Origin of the sequence: Mesorhizobium sp. LSHC420B00 (genome assembly GCF_000503055.1) — a bacterium.
GTDB lineage: Bacteria > Pseudomonadota > Alphaproteobacteria > Rhizobiales > Rhizobiaceae > Mesorhizobium.
This window is the reverse complement of the sequence record NZ_AYVY01000008.1, coordinates 20,765-34,036: the sequence shown is the minus strand read 5'-3', so window position 1 is coordinate 34,036 and position 13,272 is coordinate 20,765. Positions and strand designations below refer to the sequence as shown.

Annotated in this window: 15 protein-coding genes; 11 read left to right on the top strand and 4 right to left on the bottom strand. The window is 64.0% G+C overall.

Going from position 1 to position 13,272, the window contains the following annotated elements; genetic code table 11:
- Nucleotides 1–33: 33 nt before the first annotated feature.
- A complete protein-coding gene (locus X760_RS53340; protein ID WP_023718954.1) occupies nt 34–999 on the top strand; it encodes an ornithine cyclodeaminase family protein in 966 nt (321 codons plus the stop codon).
- Nucleotides 1,000–1,097: 98 nt separating this feature from the next.
- Here the strand turns inward: X760_RS53340 and X760_RS0137850 are convergent, their stop codons facing one another.
- Both X760_RS0137850 and X760_RS53335 read right to left on the bottom strand, forming a co-directional pair.
- Complete coding sequence (locus X760_RS0137850; RefSeq protein ID WP_031193999.1) at nt 1,098–1,466, bottom strand: VOC family protein; 369 nt, start codon at nt 1,464–1,466, stop codon at nt 1,098–1,100.
- An 86-nt stretch (nt 1,467–1,552) separates the two neighbouring features.
- Nucleotides 1,553–2,236: a YafY family protein gene (locus tag X760_RS53335; RefSeq protein ID WP_023718953.1), complete on the bottom strand. Its 684-nt coding sequence runs from the start codon at nt 2,234–2,236 to the stop codon at nt 1,553–1,555.
- 124 nt (nt 2,237–2,360) lie between these two features.
- On the opposite strand from X760_RS53335, the gene X760_RS53330 reads away from it, so the two are divergent.
- From X760_RS53330 to X760_RS53300, 7 genes are all read left to right on the top strand, one after another.
- Nucleotides 2,361–2,846: a DUF1772 domain-containing protein gene (locus X760_RS53330; RefSeq protein ID WP_023718952.1), complete on the top strand. Its 486-nt coding sequence runs from the start codon at nt 2,361–2,363 to the stop codon at nt 2,844–2,846.
- 89 nt (nt 2,847–2,935) lie between these two features.
- Entirely contained in the window at nt 2,936–4,000 is a 1,065-nt protein-coding gene (locus X760_RS53325) for a class I SAM-dependent rRNA methyltransferase (protein WP_023718951.1), read from the top strand.
- Nucleotides 4,001–4,864 (top strand): RNA methyltransferase, encoded by an 864-nt coding sequence (locus tag X760_RS53320; protein WP_023718950.1) that lies wholly within the window; start codon nt 4,001–4,003, stop codon nt 4,862–4,864.
- Nucleotides 4,865–4,890: 26 nt separating this feature from the next.
- Nucleotides 4,891–5,367, top strand: a complete 477-nt coding sequence (gene lspA, locus X760_RS53315; RefSeq protein ID WP_023718949.1) for a signal peptidase II — start codon at nt 4,891–4,893, stop codon at nt 5,365–5,367.
- Between the two features lie 52 nt (nt 5,368–5,419).
- Nucleotides 5,420–6,409, top strand: coding sequence for an MDR family oxidoreductase (locus tag X760_RS53310; RefSeq protein ID WP_023718948.1), 990 nt, complete (start codon nt 5,420–5,422; stop codon nt 6,407–6,409).
- Between the two features lie 88 nt (nt 6,410–6,497).
- Complete coding sequence (locus X760_RS53305) at nt 6,498–8,786, top strand: PAS domain-containing hybrid sensor histidine kinase/response regulator (RefSeq protein WP_023718947.1); 2,289 nt, start codon at nt 6,498–6,500, stop codon at nt 8,784–8,786.
- Nucleotides 8,787–8,935: 149 nt separating this feature from the next.
- Entirely contained in the window at nt 8,936–9,811 is an 876-nt protein-coding gene (locus tag X760_RS53300; protein ID WP_023675251.1) for a GNAT family N-acetyltransferase, read from the top strand.
- A 9-nt stretch (nt 9,812–9,820) separates the two neighbouring features.
- On the opposite strand, the gene X760_RS53295 is transcribed toward X760_RS53300, so the two are convergent.
- Complete coding sequence (locus tag X760_RS53295; protein ID WP_023718946.1) at nt 9,821–10,453, bottom strand: trimeric intracellular cation channel family protein; 633 nt, start codon at nt 10,451–10,453, stop codon at nt 9,821–9,823.
- A 75-nt stretch (nt 10,454–10,528) separates the two neighbouring features.
- On the opposite strand from X760_RS53295, the gene X760_RS73685 reads away from it, so the two are divergent.
- Complete coding sequence (locus tag X760_RS73685) at nt 10,529–11,179, top strand: TetR/AcrR family transcriptional regulator (RefSeq protein WP_084642653.1); 651 nt, start codon at nt 10,529–10,531, stop codon at nt 11,177–11,179.
- Nucleotides 11,180–11,232: 53 nt separating this feature from the next.
- A complete protein-coding gene (locus X760_RS73680) occupies nt 11,233–12,012 on the top strand; it encodes a quercetin 2,3-dioxygenase (protein ID WP_023718944.1) in 780 nt (259 codons plus the stop codon).
- Between the two features lie 119 nt (nt 12,013–12,131).
- Here the strand turns inward: X760_RS73680 and grpE are convergent, their stop codons facing one another.
- The gene (gene grpE, locus X760_RS53285; protein WP_023675250.1) at nt 12,132–12,767 is read right to left on the bottom strand and encodes a nucleotide exchange factor GrpE; all 636 of its coding nucleotides are present in this window, start codon (nt 12,765–12,767) and stop codon (nt 12,132–12,134) included.
- 236 nt (nt 12,768–13,003) lie between these two features.
- Between grpE and X760_RS53280 the strand changes: the two genes are divergently transcribed.
- Nucleotides 13,004–13,207 (top strand): hypothetical protein, encoded by a 204-nt coding sequence (locus X760_RS53280; protein WP_023718943.1) that lies wholly within the window; start codon nt 13,004–13,006, stop codon nt 13,205–13,207.
- The last annotated feature ends 65 nt before the right edge of the window (nt 13,208–13,272 follow it).

The window sequence follows — 13,272 nt, the reverse complement described above, 5'->3', positions numbered from 1 at the left end:
AGCGCAACCGGCCTATTTCTCCACGGAGCCATCATGCTGACCATTTCCGCCGCCGAGGTCGACCGCGCGCTGACCTTTCCCGGGCTGGTCGAGACATTGCGCGCCGCTTTTCGCGACGGCGCCGTGCAGCCGGTCAGGCATCATCACACGGTCGAGCGGCCCGACGGTGCCGCCTCGACGCTGCTTCTGATGCCGGCCTGGACCGACTTCAACGCCGGCACCTCGGCCGATGGCCATATCGGCGTCAAGATCGTCACCGTGTCGCCCGACAACAACGCCGTCGGCAAGCCTGCGGTGATGGGCCTCTACCTGTTGCTGGACGGCGCCACCGGCGAGCCTCAGGCCTTGATCGATGGCCAGCGGCTGACGCAGTGGCGCACCGCCTGCGCCTCGGCACTGGCCGCGTCCTATCTGGCCCGCGAAGACGCATCACGGCTGCTGGTGGTCGGCGCCGGCGCGCTGTCGCCATTCCTTGCAAAGGCGCATTCGGCGGTGCGGCCGATCAAGAACATCCGCATCTGGAACCGCACGCCGGCCAATGCCGAAAAGGTCGCGGCAAAATTGCGTGCCGAGGGTTTTGCGGCCGACGCCGCAGGCGATCTCGACGTCGAACTCGGCCAGGCCGATATCGTGTCATCGGCGACCATCACCACCGCGCCACTGATCAAAGGGGTACTCTTGAAACCGGGAACCCATGTCGATCTGGTTGGCGGCTTCACGCCGGCGATGCGCGAAAGCGACGACGACGCGATTGCACGCGCCCGCGTCTATGTCGACACCCGCGCCGGCGCCACCAAGGAAGCCGGCGACATCGTCCAGCCGCTGGCCTCCGGCGTGCTGAAGCCGCAAGCCATCGTCGCCGACCTCTATGAACTGGCACGCGGCCAGAAAAAAGGCCGGCAGGGCAATGACGAGATCACGCTGTTCAAGTCGGTCGGCGCGGCCCTCGAGGACCTGGCCGCCGGCATTGCCGTGTATCGCGCAAGCGTAGGGCAGTAGGGCAGTAGGGCAGTAGGGCAGTAGGGCAGTAGGAAACCGTGCTAATCGTGCGGCGCCGCGCCTAGTGCTACTTTGCTCTCGCCTACTGCCCTACTGCCTTACTCCTTTTGCCAATAAACCCGTAGCCGGTGGTTGTCCGGATCGAGCGCGACGAAGGTGCGGCCGAAATCCATGTCGGTCGGGCTCTGCAGGATGGTCAGCCCACGGTCGGCCCACTCGGCATGGGTGGTGTCGACAGCGCCAGGCGTATCCAACGCAAAGACGACCTCGGCGCCACCGCCTGCGGCCGCCGCGGCCGGCTCTACGGTATGACGCGACCAGAGGCCGAGTTTGAAGCCGTTGTCGAGCACGAACAACACGAAGGTCGGCGAGGTGTCGACCGGCTCGCGTCCGAGCAGCGCGCTGTAGAAGGCGCCGCTTTGCTCAGGCTTGTCGACATAGAGGATGACGAAATTGGGCGGTGTCATGAATTGCTCTCCAGATGGTTTCGACTGGAGCAGCATAGCGTGCACCACTGCCAGATTCTGGCAGCAGTCTTAACTGAGCGGCAGCCTTAGCTTGGCTTGTCGAGCGTCGCCCGCCATTCTTTGAGCAGCACCTGGCGACGGCGCGGATAACGCGTCTCGGTGGCGTTGAGGCCGGATATCCGATCGGCGCGAAAGTGCCTGAAATCCTGGCGCATCTCGCACCACGCCGCGACGACGCGCACCTTGTCGAAGAAGCCGAGTGCAAACGGCCAGACGGTGCGCTCGGAGGCAGCGCCGCCGGCATCGCGATAGACAAAGCTCAACTTGTGCTCCTCGCGGATGGCTTGCCGCACCACGCCGAGATCGATGCCTTCGGTGACCTCGGTGCGCGACCCGACCAGCAGCGTCGAGGCATCGAGCTCTTCGCGCAAATCGTCCGGCAGCACGGCGGCGATCTTGGCCAGCGCGTCGGTGGCGGCGTTGGCAAGCCGCCAGTCCGGCTGCTTGGCCACCCAGCGCGAACCGAGCACGATCGCCTCGATCTCCTCGTCGGTGAACATCAAGGGCGGCAGCATGAAGCCTGGCCTGAGCACGTAACCCAGCCCCGCCTCGCCCTCGATCGGTGCGCCCTGCCCCTGCAACGTGGCGATATCGCGATAGAGCGTGCGGATCGACACACCCATTTCGCCGGCAAGGCTGCGGCCGCTGACTGGCCGGCGATGCCGGCGCAGGATCTGGATCAAGTCGAGCAGGCGTTCGGCGCGGGACATGGATCGCAACCCGGTTTGGATGGATGCCCAATTTGGATGGACGATAGTGCGCCTGCGCTTTCGGCGGCAAGCAGGATGATCGCCGACCGGAACGTATGCGGCCTGACGCCGTTGTCTGGCCATTATGGATATACGCGGTCTTCTGTTGTTCTGGTCTGTTTTGACCGCCACCGTTGCTGCCCTAAGCCTCGGACCATCCTTCGCCCACGTACTGGAATCGGTGCCGCGGCTGACCAGATGGCCGCCTTCGCTCTGGCGAGAAACCACGGTCTTCAATGCTCAGTTCCAGTTCTTTTTGACTGTCGGCGCACCGCTGGACGTGGCGGCCGTCGCCTGTCCGGGGCTCCTCGCATGGATGCTGCGCGGCGACCGCCCGGCATTCTGGTGGGTGTTGGCCGCCACCATGCTTTATCTGATGGCGCTTGTCGCGTGGGTTGCGCTCGTCAAACCGGCAAACGATGTCCTGGCCACCTGGGTGCCTGGACCGATCCCGGGCAATTTCGAAGCTATCCGGAGCCGCTGGGAAGCCGGCCATATGGTCGTCACCGGCTTCAAGGCCGTCGGTTTCATCGCGCTCGCAGTCGGGCTGCTGTCGATCAGGCGTGGCTGATCCGTTCGCAAACGCCTGCAGCCCTTTTGTTGCGCCGGTCAATTCGCTGTGGCAGAAGCGGCGCAGCCGCCGTCCGGAGATGCGCCTTCTTGAAACCTTTTCGCGACAAACGCCGCGACAGCCGCCCGCCCGCGAAAAAAGGCGGGATAGAGCAGCCGCGGCGGCGCGACCCCAATCCAACCGCTGGTCCGGAGACGAAACCGCAGGACCGGTCCGAGCAGAAAGCAGCGCCGCGCCCACTTTCGCGCCGCGATGGCGCGCTGCCTGCCGAACATCTGCCGCTGATCCTCGAAGTCGGCGCCAATCAGGATTACGCGCTGCTCGACAGCGGCGCCGGAGAAAAGCTCGAGCAATACGGCCCCTACCGCATCGTTCGGCCGGAGGGCCAGGCGATCTGGCAAAAGGCATTGCCGGCCAGGGACTGGGAACGCGCCGATGCCATTTTCACCGGCGATACCGACGAGGAAGGCATCGGCCGCTGGCGCTTTCCGAAGACGCCGCTCGGCGAGACCTGGCCGATGAAGCATGACGGCATCGACTATCTCGGCCGCTTCACTTCGTTTCGCCATGTCGGTGTCTTTCCCGAGCAGGCCTCGCACTGGGACCACATGGCCGGGCTGATTGCGGCGGCAAAACGGCCGGTGAAGGTGCTGAACCTGTTCGGTTATACCGGTCTTGCCTCGCTGGTGGCGGCGCGTGCCGGCGCCGAGGTCACCCATGTCGATGCTTCCAAGAAGGCGATCGGCTGGGCGCGCGAAAACCAGGAGATGGCGGGCCTGTCGCAAAGGCCGATCCGCTGGATCCTCGACGATGCCGTGAAATTCGCCGAGCGCGAGGAGCGCCGCGGCAGCCGCTACGACATCATCCTGTTCGACCCGCCCGCCTATGGCCGCGGACCGAAGGGCGAGGTCTGGCATCTGTTCGAAGATTTGCCGGCGCTGACCGACATCTGCCGTGCGATCCTGACGCCGAAGCCGCTCGCTGTGGTGCTGACCGCCTATTCGATCCGCGCCTCTTTCTTCGCCATCCACGCCTTGATGCGCGACACCTTCGCCGGCATGGGCGGCACGGTCGAATCCGGCGAATTGATCATCCGCGAGAAATCCGCCGGCCGGGCGCTTTCGACCTCGCTGTTCTCGCGCTGGGTGGCCTGAATGAGTGCGTACGAACGGCACGCGGGCGCGCCAGGGCAGGTGAAGGAAGTCACCAGCCTCGCCAATCCGCTGGTCAAGGACATCAAGGCGCTCGCGCAGAAGAAATTCCGCGACCAGCAGAATGCCTTCATGGCCGAAGGCCTGAAGCTGGTCATCGACGCGCTCGATCTCGGCTGGTCTATCAGGACATTGGTTTTCGCCAAGGCCGGACGTGGCAATGCGGCGGTTGAAAAAGTTGCGGCGCGCACGGTTGCCGCCGGCGGCACCGTACTTGAAGTTTCGGAAAACGTGCTGGTCGCCATCACCCGCCGCGACAATCCGCAAATGGTCGTCGGCGTGTTCTCGCAGAAATTGCTGCCGCTGAAGGACATTCGCGCCCATGATGGCGACGTCTGGGTGGTGCTCGACCGCGTCCGCGACCCCGGCAACCTCGGCACCGTCATCCGCACGGTCGACGCCGTCGGCGCCAAAGGCGTCATCCTGGTCGGCGAGACCACCGATCCCTTTTCGGTCGAGACGGTACGCGCCACCATGGGCTCGATCTTCGCCGTGCCGGTCGCCAAGGCGTCGGCCGAGGCTTTTCTCGCCTGGCGAAAGAGCTTTCCCGGCCTCGTCGCCGGCACCCATCTTAAGGGTGCGGTCGATTACCGCTCGGTCGATTTTTCAAAAGGCCCGGTGCTTTTGATGATGGGCAACGAGCAGCAAGGCCTGCCTGACGAGCTTGCCGCAAGCTGCGACAAGCTGCTGCGGATACCGCAGGCAGGCCGCGCCGATTCGCTCAACCTTGCGGTGGCCACCGGCGTCATGCTGTTCGAGATCCGGCGCGGCGCGCTGAAGCTCGGCCCGGAGGATGCCCGATCGTGACATCCCAAACCGTGAAACTGCAAACCATGAAGTCCTGGAGCCCCTACGCTTTTCTGGTTGTCGCCGCGATAGCGCTCGACCAGTGGCTGAAATATCTGGTCGAGACCGGCCTTGCCTTCCAGGAAAGGCTCGATCTCCTGCCGTTCCTGGCGCTGTACCGCACCTACAACACCGGCATCGCGTTTTCGCTGTTTTCGTCCTTCGGCGACACCGGCCTGGTGGTCGTCGCGGTTCTGGTGGTCGCTTTCGTTCTCTATCTTGCGGCCCGCACGCCGCCCGGCCACCTGCTTGCCCGCGTCGGCTTCGCGCTGATCGTCGGCGGCGCGCTCGGCAATCTGATCGACCGCGCTGCCTATGGCCATGTCATCGACTATATTCTGTTTCACACGCCGGTCTGGTCCTTCGCGATCTTCAACCTCGCCGATGCCTTCATTTCGGTCGGTGCCGTGCTGGTCGTCTTCGATGAGCTCATTGGCTGGTGGCGCGGAACATCGAGCGATTGACCTCACTCGCCCGGCACCGCACATTTCTTATTTGCAAGCCCGAGGAGAAAAAATGCCCGAAGCCTTCAAAGCCATCCTCGTTTCGCGCGACGCCGAGAAAAACCAGTCGGTCGCGGTGACCGAGCTCACCGAGGCAGACCTGATGGAAGGCGACGTCACCGTCGCGGTGGAGGCGACGACGGTGAACTACAAGGACGGCCTTGCAATCACCGGCAAGGCGCCGGTGATCCGCCGCTGGCCGCTGGTGCCGGGCGTCGATTTCGCCGGCACCGTCATCTCGTCTTCCAATCCCGACTGGCGCGAGGGTGACAAGGTCATATTGAACGGCTGGGGCGTCGGCGAGACGCATTTCGGCGCCTTTGCCGGACGCGCCCGCGTCAAGGGCGACTGGCTGGTACCGCTGCCGGACGGCATGAGCCCGCATGATGCGATGGCGGTCGGCACCGCCGGCTACACCGCCATGCTTTGCGTCATCGCGCTGGAGCGCCACGGCATCGTGCCCGACCGCGGCCCTGTGGTGGTGACGGGCGCTGCCGGTGGCGTCGGGTCGGTCGCGGTCTCGATCCTGTCCAGCCTCGGCTATCACGTCATCGCCTCGACCGGCCGCAGTGCCGAAAGCCCCTATCTGACCGACCTCGGTGCCGCGGAAGTGATTTCACGCGACGAGCTTGCGCAGCCTGCAAAACCGCTAGCCAAGGAACGCTGGGCCGGCGGCATCGACGCTGTCGGCAGGCACACGCTGGCCAACGTCCTGTCGATGACCTCCTATGGCGGCGCCGTTGCCGCTTGCGGCCTCGCCGGCGGCATGGACCTGCCGGCAAGCGTCGCCCCGTTCATCCTGCGCGGCGTCTCGCTGCTCGGCATCGATTCGGTGATGGCGCCCAAGGCGGTCCGCATCGAGGCCTGGCGCCGCATCGGCACCGATCTCGATCACGCAAAGCTTGCCAGCCTGTCGACGAGCATCGGCTTCGACGGCATCATCGGCGCCGCGCATGACATCGTCGAGGGCAAGATCCGCGGCCGCGTGGTGGTGGACATGTGAGGCTCCAAAGGGAAAAAAAGAGCGCGACCGCTAAAATTCGAACGATCAACCACAACCTTCAATAAGCTCTGTCTGGCAGGAATTCCGTATGATTGCGGAACCCGGCATCAGAGAGGCGGAACCAGCCGAACGGGCCGACCGGGCGGCCCCCGAGGCGTCAGGGCGGCAGCTTGTCGCCGCGCCGCCGCTGGCGCCGGAATTGCCGGACGCCAACCGCCACGGCCTGCCCTTCCTGACTCTCGTCGCCATCGTCGTGCTGGCAGGCCTGTCGCATCTGACCGGAGCGCCGATCTTCATCACCATTGGCCTTTTGGCGACAGCCATCGCCGGGCTCGCCATGCATCTGCGCAACAGGCGCACCCAGCGTCGCGCGGTGGCCCTGCTCGATGCCACGACCGCCCGCAGTCGCGCCGAGATCGAGACGCTGGCCGACCGCATGTGGGAGATGCAGGAGAGCGAGGAGCGCTTTCGCGGTCTGATCGATGCACTCGGCGATCTCGTCGTCCACCGCGACCGCGACGGCCATATCGTCTACGCCAACAAGGTTTTCGCCGACCTTGTCGAAACCGACCAGCGCGACCTCGCCGGCAAGACCCTGGCGGAACTAGGCATCGATGTCGGCATCGTTCCCGACGCCGCCTTTTCCGACCATGAATGCCTGAGTTCCACTGATGTCGCCATTCGCACGCCGGACGGCCCACGCTGGTTCTCTTGGATCGAGCTGTCGGTGCGCGACAAGGACAGCGGCGCCGTTTCGCATCGCGCCATCGCCCGTGACATCACCGCCCGCAAACGCGCCGAATCCTCGCTGATCACCGCCCGCGAACGGGCCGAATATGCGAGCCAGGCCAAATCGCGCTTCCTCGCCACCGTCAGCCACGAGATACGCACGCCGATGAACGGCATCATGGGCATGGCCCGGCTTCTCGCCGACACCAGCCTTTCGCCCGAGCAGCGGACCTATGTCGGCGCCATCTCGACCTCGGCCAGCGCGCTGCTGGCGCTGATCGAGGACCTGCTCGACTATTCCAAGATCGAGGCCGGCCGCTTCGATCCCGAACCGCAACCGATGTCGGTGCGCGAGATCGCCGACAATGTCATCGAGCTTTTGGCGGCGCGGGCTTTTGCCAAGGATATCGGCCTCGGCTGCCATGTCGAACCCGACGTGCCGCAGCTGATCACCGCCGACCCCGGCAGGGTCAGGCAGGTGCTGCTCAACCTTATCGGCAATGCCGTCAAGTTCACCGACAGCGGCGGCGTCCTGGCAAGCATCGGCCGCGTCCGCACCGAAACCACCAACCGCATCCGCTTCACCATCACCGACACCGGCCCCGGTCTGCGCGAGGAGGACATGGAGCGCATCTTCGAGGACTTCGAACAGGCTGACGGCACCTCGACCCGTACGCATGGTGGTGCCGGCCTCGGTCTCGCGATTTCCAAGCGCCTGGTGACGGCGATGGGCGGCACTATCTCGGTGTCGAGCCGGCTTGGCCAGGGATCCGAATTCGTCTTCGAGATTCCCGCTATTTCCGCCGTCGAGGCGCTGCAGATCCGCCAGAACGCGCTGTTGGGCCGGCATGCGGTAATCGTGTCGAAGAACCTGGTCGAGGCCGAAGCCATCGCCCGCACCATTCGCGCCAATGGCGGAACGGTCGATCTGGCCGCCGCCGCCGCCCAGGCCGCCCCTTTCGCCGAGGGCTGCAACGTGCTTCTGGTCGATGCTGCCATGGAGCAAAGCGACGGCAGGCTGCTCAGGCGCCTGCGCCAGAGCGGATTTGTCGATTGCGAGGCGGTGACGCTGATCGCGCCGACCGACCGCGGCATGCTTGGCGAGTTCCGTGCCAACGGTTACGCCACCTTCCTGGCGAGGCCGGTGCGCGGCGAGACATTGCTGCGCGTGCTTTTGACCAGCCACGCACCGGTCATCGCCGAGCCGCAACCGCAAAAGCGCGGCGCGCAGGCTGGGCACGCCATTGGCGGCCGCCAGCAGGGCCTGTCGGTGCTGATCGCCGAGGACAACGACATCAACGCCATGCTGGCCCGCGCCACCCTCCTGAAGGCCGGGCATCGGGTGAAAGTGGTCGGCAACGGCAAGGCCGCGGTCGAGGCGGTCATCAGCACCGGCCATAAGCACCGCTACGACGTGGTGCTGATGGACCTGCATATGCCTGTCATGGACGGGCTGGACGCCATCGCCGCCATCCGCCGCCATGAGGAGGAGACCGCGGTTCCGCCGGTGCCGATCATGGTGCTGTCGGCCGACAGCCAGGAAAAGACCCGCCACGCCGTGCTCGCCCACGGTGCGAGCGGCTTCGTCACCAAGCCGCTCGACCCTGATGCCCTGGTTCATGCGGTTGAAGGGCAAGTGGCCGCTTGAGGCACAACATAGACGGTCGATAGATTACCCAGCCGACGAAGTATTGCCCGCAGAGCCGTATCACGGTACTGTCACAATCCTGTTGCACCTACACCGTATCCCCGTGCCAAGAGGGATGGCTCGAAGGAGAATCACTCGTGCATACAGTCATGCCGGAATGTGATGCTCGGCCGAACGCCAGCGGGCCTTTGCTCGTCGGCCGGAACGCCGATGCCGTCATAAAAGGCGCATCGCTCGGCCGCATCGGCAATCTCGAAGTGCGGCTCGCCCGCAACGAGGCCGAGATCGCCGCCGCGCAGGAAGTGCGCTACCGGGTGTTCTACGACGAGCTTGGTGCCAGGAAGGACCTGTTCCAGATGCAGGACCGCCGCGATGCCGACCGCTTCGATCCCCTCTGCGACCATCTGCTGGTCTTCGATACTTCGCTTTCCGGTCCCGAGCATCGCCGCATCGTCGGCACCTACCGCCTGCTGCGGCAGGAGATTGCCGCGGCGGCGGGCGGCTTCTATTCCGAAGGCGAATTCGAGTTGACCAAGCTGATCGCGCGACATCCCGGCCAGCGCTTCCTCGAGCTCGGCCGCTCCTGCGTTCTGCCGGAATACCGCTCCAAGCGCACCATCGAGGCGCTGTGGCAAGGCATCTGGGCCTATATCAATCATTACGGCATTGGCGTGATGACCGGCTGCGCGTCGTTCCACGGCACCGTGCCGGCGGCACATGCAGAGGCGCTGACCTATCTTGCCCACCACTGCCGGACGAATTCATCGTGGGACGTGCGTGCCGTCGCCGGGCGCTATTGTTCGATGGATCTGATGCCGATCGAAGCCGTTAACACCAAGGCGGCGATCGCCGCGATGCCGCCGCTGGTCAAGGGCTATCTGCGCGTCGGCGCGCGCATCGGCGACGGTTGCGTCATCGACCGTGAATTCTCGACGGTCGACGTGTTCGTGGTGATGCCGGTCAAGGAGATCGGTGCCCGCTACGTCAATTATTATGGCGGGGAAGCGCAGCGGTTTGCAGCCTGACACCTTAAATCAGGGAATATCTTCCGGACGCCGGCCAGGCTTGCTTTTGTAGGACGGAAAGGCCCAGCCGAATTTCAGCGCGCCGCCGCGTACGCAGAAAGCCGCCATGAAACCTGCCAGGCCCGACGCAAGCGGCGGCAGTCCGGCGAAATCGCCAAGTGTGTAGAGGCCGGCGCCGGCAAGCGCTGCGGTAACGTAGATTTCCGGTCTCAGGAGCACCGAAGGCTCGCCTGTCAACAGATCGCGCAGAATGCCGCCAAGGGTTGCGGTGAGCATGCCGGTGACGATCGAAACTGCAGGTGACCCGGTGATCGTCAGCCCCTTGGCCGCGCCAATCACCGAAAATGCGGCAAGACCTATGGCGTCGAGCCAGAGCAGCAATTTGTAGCGCGACTCGAAACGATGTGCGCTGAAGAAGACGACGACCGCCACCGCCGCACAGATTAGCACATAGTCGCGGTTTCCCACCCAGAACACGGGCACGTTGAGGATGACGTCGCGAAACGTTCCGCCCCCGATGCCGGCAACGCTAGCCAGAAACAGGTAACCGATAATGTCGAGCTGTTTGCGCGAGGCGGCCAGCGCACCGGTCGCCGCGAAGACGGCGACGCCGGCATAGTCGAGAAGCTCGATCGGGTTCATGGAGGGAATAATGAAATACCGAGTGGGGAATAGCGAGTGGCTCCTGCGAATCTGGATTGACTCCAGATAAATTAAATGATTGAATTGTTCATTCAATTATTTGGGTGGACGTCTATGTCCCCTCGCCGCTACAGCATGGCTTCCCGGACTGCCGCCTTCGCCAAGACGAGGCAGCGCATTCTCGACGCGACAATCAAGCTGCACACCCAGAACGGCATCTTTGGCACGACTTGGAAGGATATCGCTACGGAAGCCGATGTCGCCGTTGGCACCGTCTACAAGCATTTTCCTACTCTGGATGACCTGGTGCCGGCGTGCGGCGAATTGCTGATGGAGCGCCTGCGTCCTCCGTCGCCCGAAGCAGTGAGGGAGATAATCGGCGACGCGACCGATCCTGAAGAACGGCTACGCCGGGTCGCCAACGAGCTGTTCGCCTTCTACCAACGTGGCGGACGGCATCTCGAAAGCGACCTGCGCGAGCGCGAGCTTCCGGCCATGCGGGAATGGGAGGAATACCTGCGACACATGGTGGCCGGATTCGTGCGTGAGGCACTGGCGCACGACGGTCCGGGCGATGATGTCGTGCAGGCAATCAGCTTTCTATTCGACTTTCCGACGTTCAACGCCATGCGGATACGCGGTATGACGGTGGACCTCGCCGTCGAAACGGCAACGACAATGGCGCTCTGCTGGCTCAAAGGCAGAGGCCGGACGAGCACGTCTTGAGCGAACAGAATGCGGGAGGCGAAACAAAGGTCAGATGGCAAAGGGAGGAAGTCATGGACACGAATGTCGTTGAAATCACTGAATTTGCATTGAAGCCCGGATTCACCGAGCAGATGTTCCTGCAGACTAGGGATGAAGTGAATGACGAGGTGCGAAAGCTCAGGGGTTTCCTCAACCGTCGCCTGCTCAAATCCGCAGGCGGCTGGACGGAGATATTCGAATGGGCGGACATGGACAGCGCCAAGGCGGCTGGCGAGGTCTGGTCCTCCCTGCCCGGCATCAAAAACTATTGCTCGATGGTGAATTCCGCCTCGATCAAGGTCGGCTACCATTCTGTGGCGGCCGTGGCTGGCGGCGAAGCTGGCAGGAGCACTCCCCACGCCTTTTGCAGTCACGCCTTGGAAGGAGAGGCGCGCTGGTGGCTTGGCTCGCTAGCGGTGATCAAGGCGACAGCGGTCCAGACCGCGGGCCAGTTCACGCTGATCGAAGTGCTCGAGAGCGAAGGTGAGGCGCCGCTGCATGTGCACCATCGCGAGGACGAGTCATTCCTGGTGATTGAAGGCGAGATCGAGTTCGAGATCGGCGGTAAGGCGATTATGGCTGGACCCGGTTCGTTTCTCTTTGGGCCACGCGATGTGCCGCACCGCTATACGGTCAAGCGTGGGCCGGCCCGGATGCTGTTCTTCTTCACGCCTGGCGGTTTCGAGGAACTTCTGAGGGCGACCAGTGTGCCCACCGCCGACAGGCGCATTCCTCCGGACGGCGAAGGAATGCCGGACATGGAGACATTCCCCGACGTGGTCCGCCGCTATGGCTGTGAACTGCTGAGCTGAGGGCAGGAAAGCCTGCACGGCGAACTGTTTGATCGCCCTGAAATCGGATAGGTTGGGGGCGGTCGATCATCCCTCACGCTTTGATGGCGGTTGCTGGCTAACGGAGCCCTACTCCCAGTTCACGCATCCTTCTCAGCCTGCTCGTTCACCGGCCCCGGCTCCACCGGCGCTTCGCTTGCCACATGCTTGGGGCCGCCCTTGGCGACGCCGACCATGGCCGGCCGCAGCACGCGCTCGCCGATCGAATAGCCGGGCTGCACGACCTGGACGACCGTGTTGGCCGGCACGTCGGGATTGGGCACCTCGAACATCGCCTGGTGGAAATTCGGATCGAATTTCTCCCCCTCGGGCTCGAGCTTCTTCACGCCGTGGCGCTCCAGCGCCGACAGCATGGCGCGCTCGGTGATCTCGACGCCGTCGATCAGCGCCTTGAAGCCGGCATCACCCGACGCCTTGGCCTCCTCCGGGATGGCATCCAGCGCACGGCGCAGATTGTCTGATACCGACAGCATGTCGCGGGCAAAATTGGCGACCGCATAGGCGCGCGCATCGTGGACGTCTCGGGCGGTGCGGCGGCGCAAATTCTCCATGTCGGCCGCCACGCGCAGCGCGCGATCCTTCAGCTCTTCGTTTTCCTTCAGAAGCCGCACAAGCGCTTCATAGTCGCCGTCGACGCCGCCTTCCCTTGGCTCCGCGGCAGCCTCGGTCTTCTCGGCTTCATCGGGCGCGCGTTCGTCTTTTGCCTGGTCGCTCATCGCCGTTTCCCGTCATTTTCAAATGGTGTGGATTTGCGCCCGATATCGAGGTTTAGCGGCCAAAAATCAAGGGGCAAGCGATACTGCAGCCGCTGTTGCGGCTCGATGGCGGACGGCGCAAACCTTTCGATTTAATTCAAACTTTACCGTAACCGCCGGCTTTGCTTGCCAGGCTACTACAATGCGGGAACCATTCCTCCCTTGGAAGAGTTTCGAAGCCGACACAGGATTTTGAGATGATGCCCCGCAGGAACGGCGAAAAACGCAACGGGCTCGCCGCCGATATCCGGCGCCAGCTCGGCACCGAAGCGACCAAGCGCTTTCTGCGCACCTTGCCGGCCTTCCGCACCGAGTCCGATATTCCCGACCGTCTGAAGGAATTGCTCGACCGCCTGGACGGCGTGGAAGCCAAGGTGGTCGCAGGCGGGCGCCGTCGGTAGCGCGCCGTTGCCAGGGACGCGACCGGCAATTGTGGCCGGTTGCCATCGCGCGACGTTTACGCGCA

Excerpts from the sequence above, each read along its gene's own strand:
- X760_RS53330 (WP_023718952.1), top strand. The coding sequence starts at position 2,361 with ATGGATATACGCGGTCTTCTGTTGTTCTGGTCTGTTTTGACCGCCACC.
- X760_RS53300 (WP_023675251.1), top strand. The coding sequence starts at position 8,936 with ATGCCGGAATGTGATGCTCGGCCGAACGCCAGCGGGCCTTTGCTCGTC.
- X760_RS53305 (WP_023718947.1), top strand. The coding sequence starts at position 6,498 with ATGATTGCGGAACCCGGCATCAGAGAGGCGGAACCAGCCGAACGGGCC.
- X760_RS73685 (WP_084642653.1), top strand. The coding sequence starts at position 10,529 with ATGATTGAATTGTTCATTCAATTATTTGGGTGGACGTCTATGTCCCCT.
- X760_RS53310 (WP_023718948.1), top strand. The coding sequence starts at position 5,420 with ATGCCCGAAGCCTTCAAAGCCATCCTCGTTTCGCGCGACGCCGAGAAA.
- X760_RS73680 (WP_023718944.1), top strand. The coding sequence starts at position 11,233 with ATGGACACGAATGTCGTTGAAATCACTGAATTTGCATTGAAGCCCGGA.
- X760_RS53340 (WP_023718954.1), top strand. The coding sequence starts at position 34 with ATGCTGACCATTTCCGCCGCCGAGGTCGACCGCGCGCTGACCTTTCCC.
- grpE (WP_023675250.1), bottom strand. The coding sequence starts at position 12,767 with ATGAGCGACCAGGCAAAAGACGAACGCGCGCCCGATGAAGCCGAGAAG.
- X760_RS53320 (WP_023718950.1), top strand. The coding sequence starts at position 4,001 with ATGAGTGCGTACGAACGGCACGCGGGCGCGCCAGGGCAGGTGAAGGAA.
- X760_RS0137850 (WP_031193999.1), bottom strand. The coding sequence starts at position 1,466 with ATGACACCGCCCAATTTCGTCATCCTCTATGTCGACAAGCCTGAGCAA.
- lspA (WP_023718949.1), top strand. The coding sequence starts at position 4,891 with ATGAAGTCCTGGAGCCCCTACGCTTTTCTGGTTGTCGCCGCGATAGCG.
- X760_RS53295 (WP_023718946.1), bottom strand. The coding sequence starts at position 10,453 with ATGAACCCGATCGAGCTTCTCGACTATGCCGGCGTCGCCGTCTTCGCG.
- X760_RS53280 (WP_023718943.1), top strand. The coding sequence starts at position 13,004 with ATGATGCCCCGCAGGAACGGCGAAAAACGCAACGGGCTCGCCGCCGAT.
- X760_RS53335 (WP_023718953.1), bottom strand. The coding sequence starts at position 2,236 with ATGTCCCGCGCCGAACGCCTGCTCGACTTGATCCAGATCCTGCGCCGG.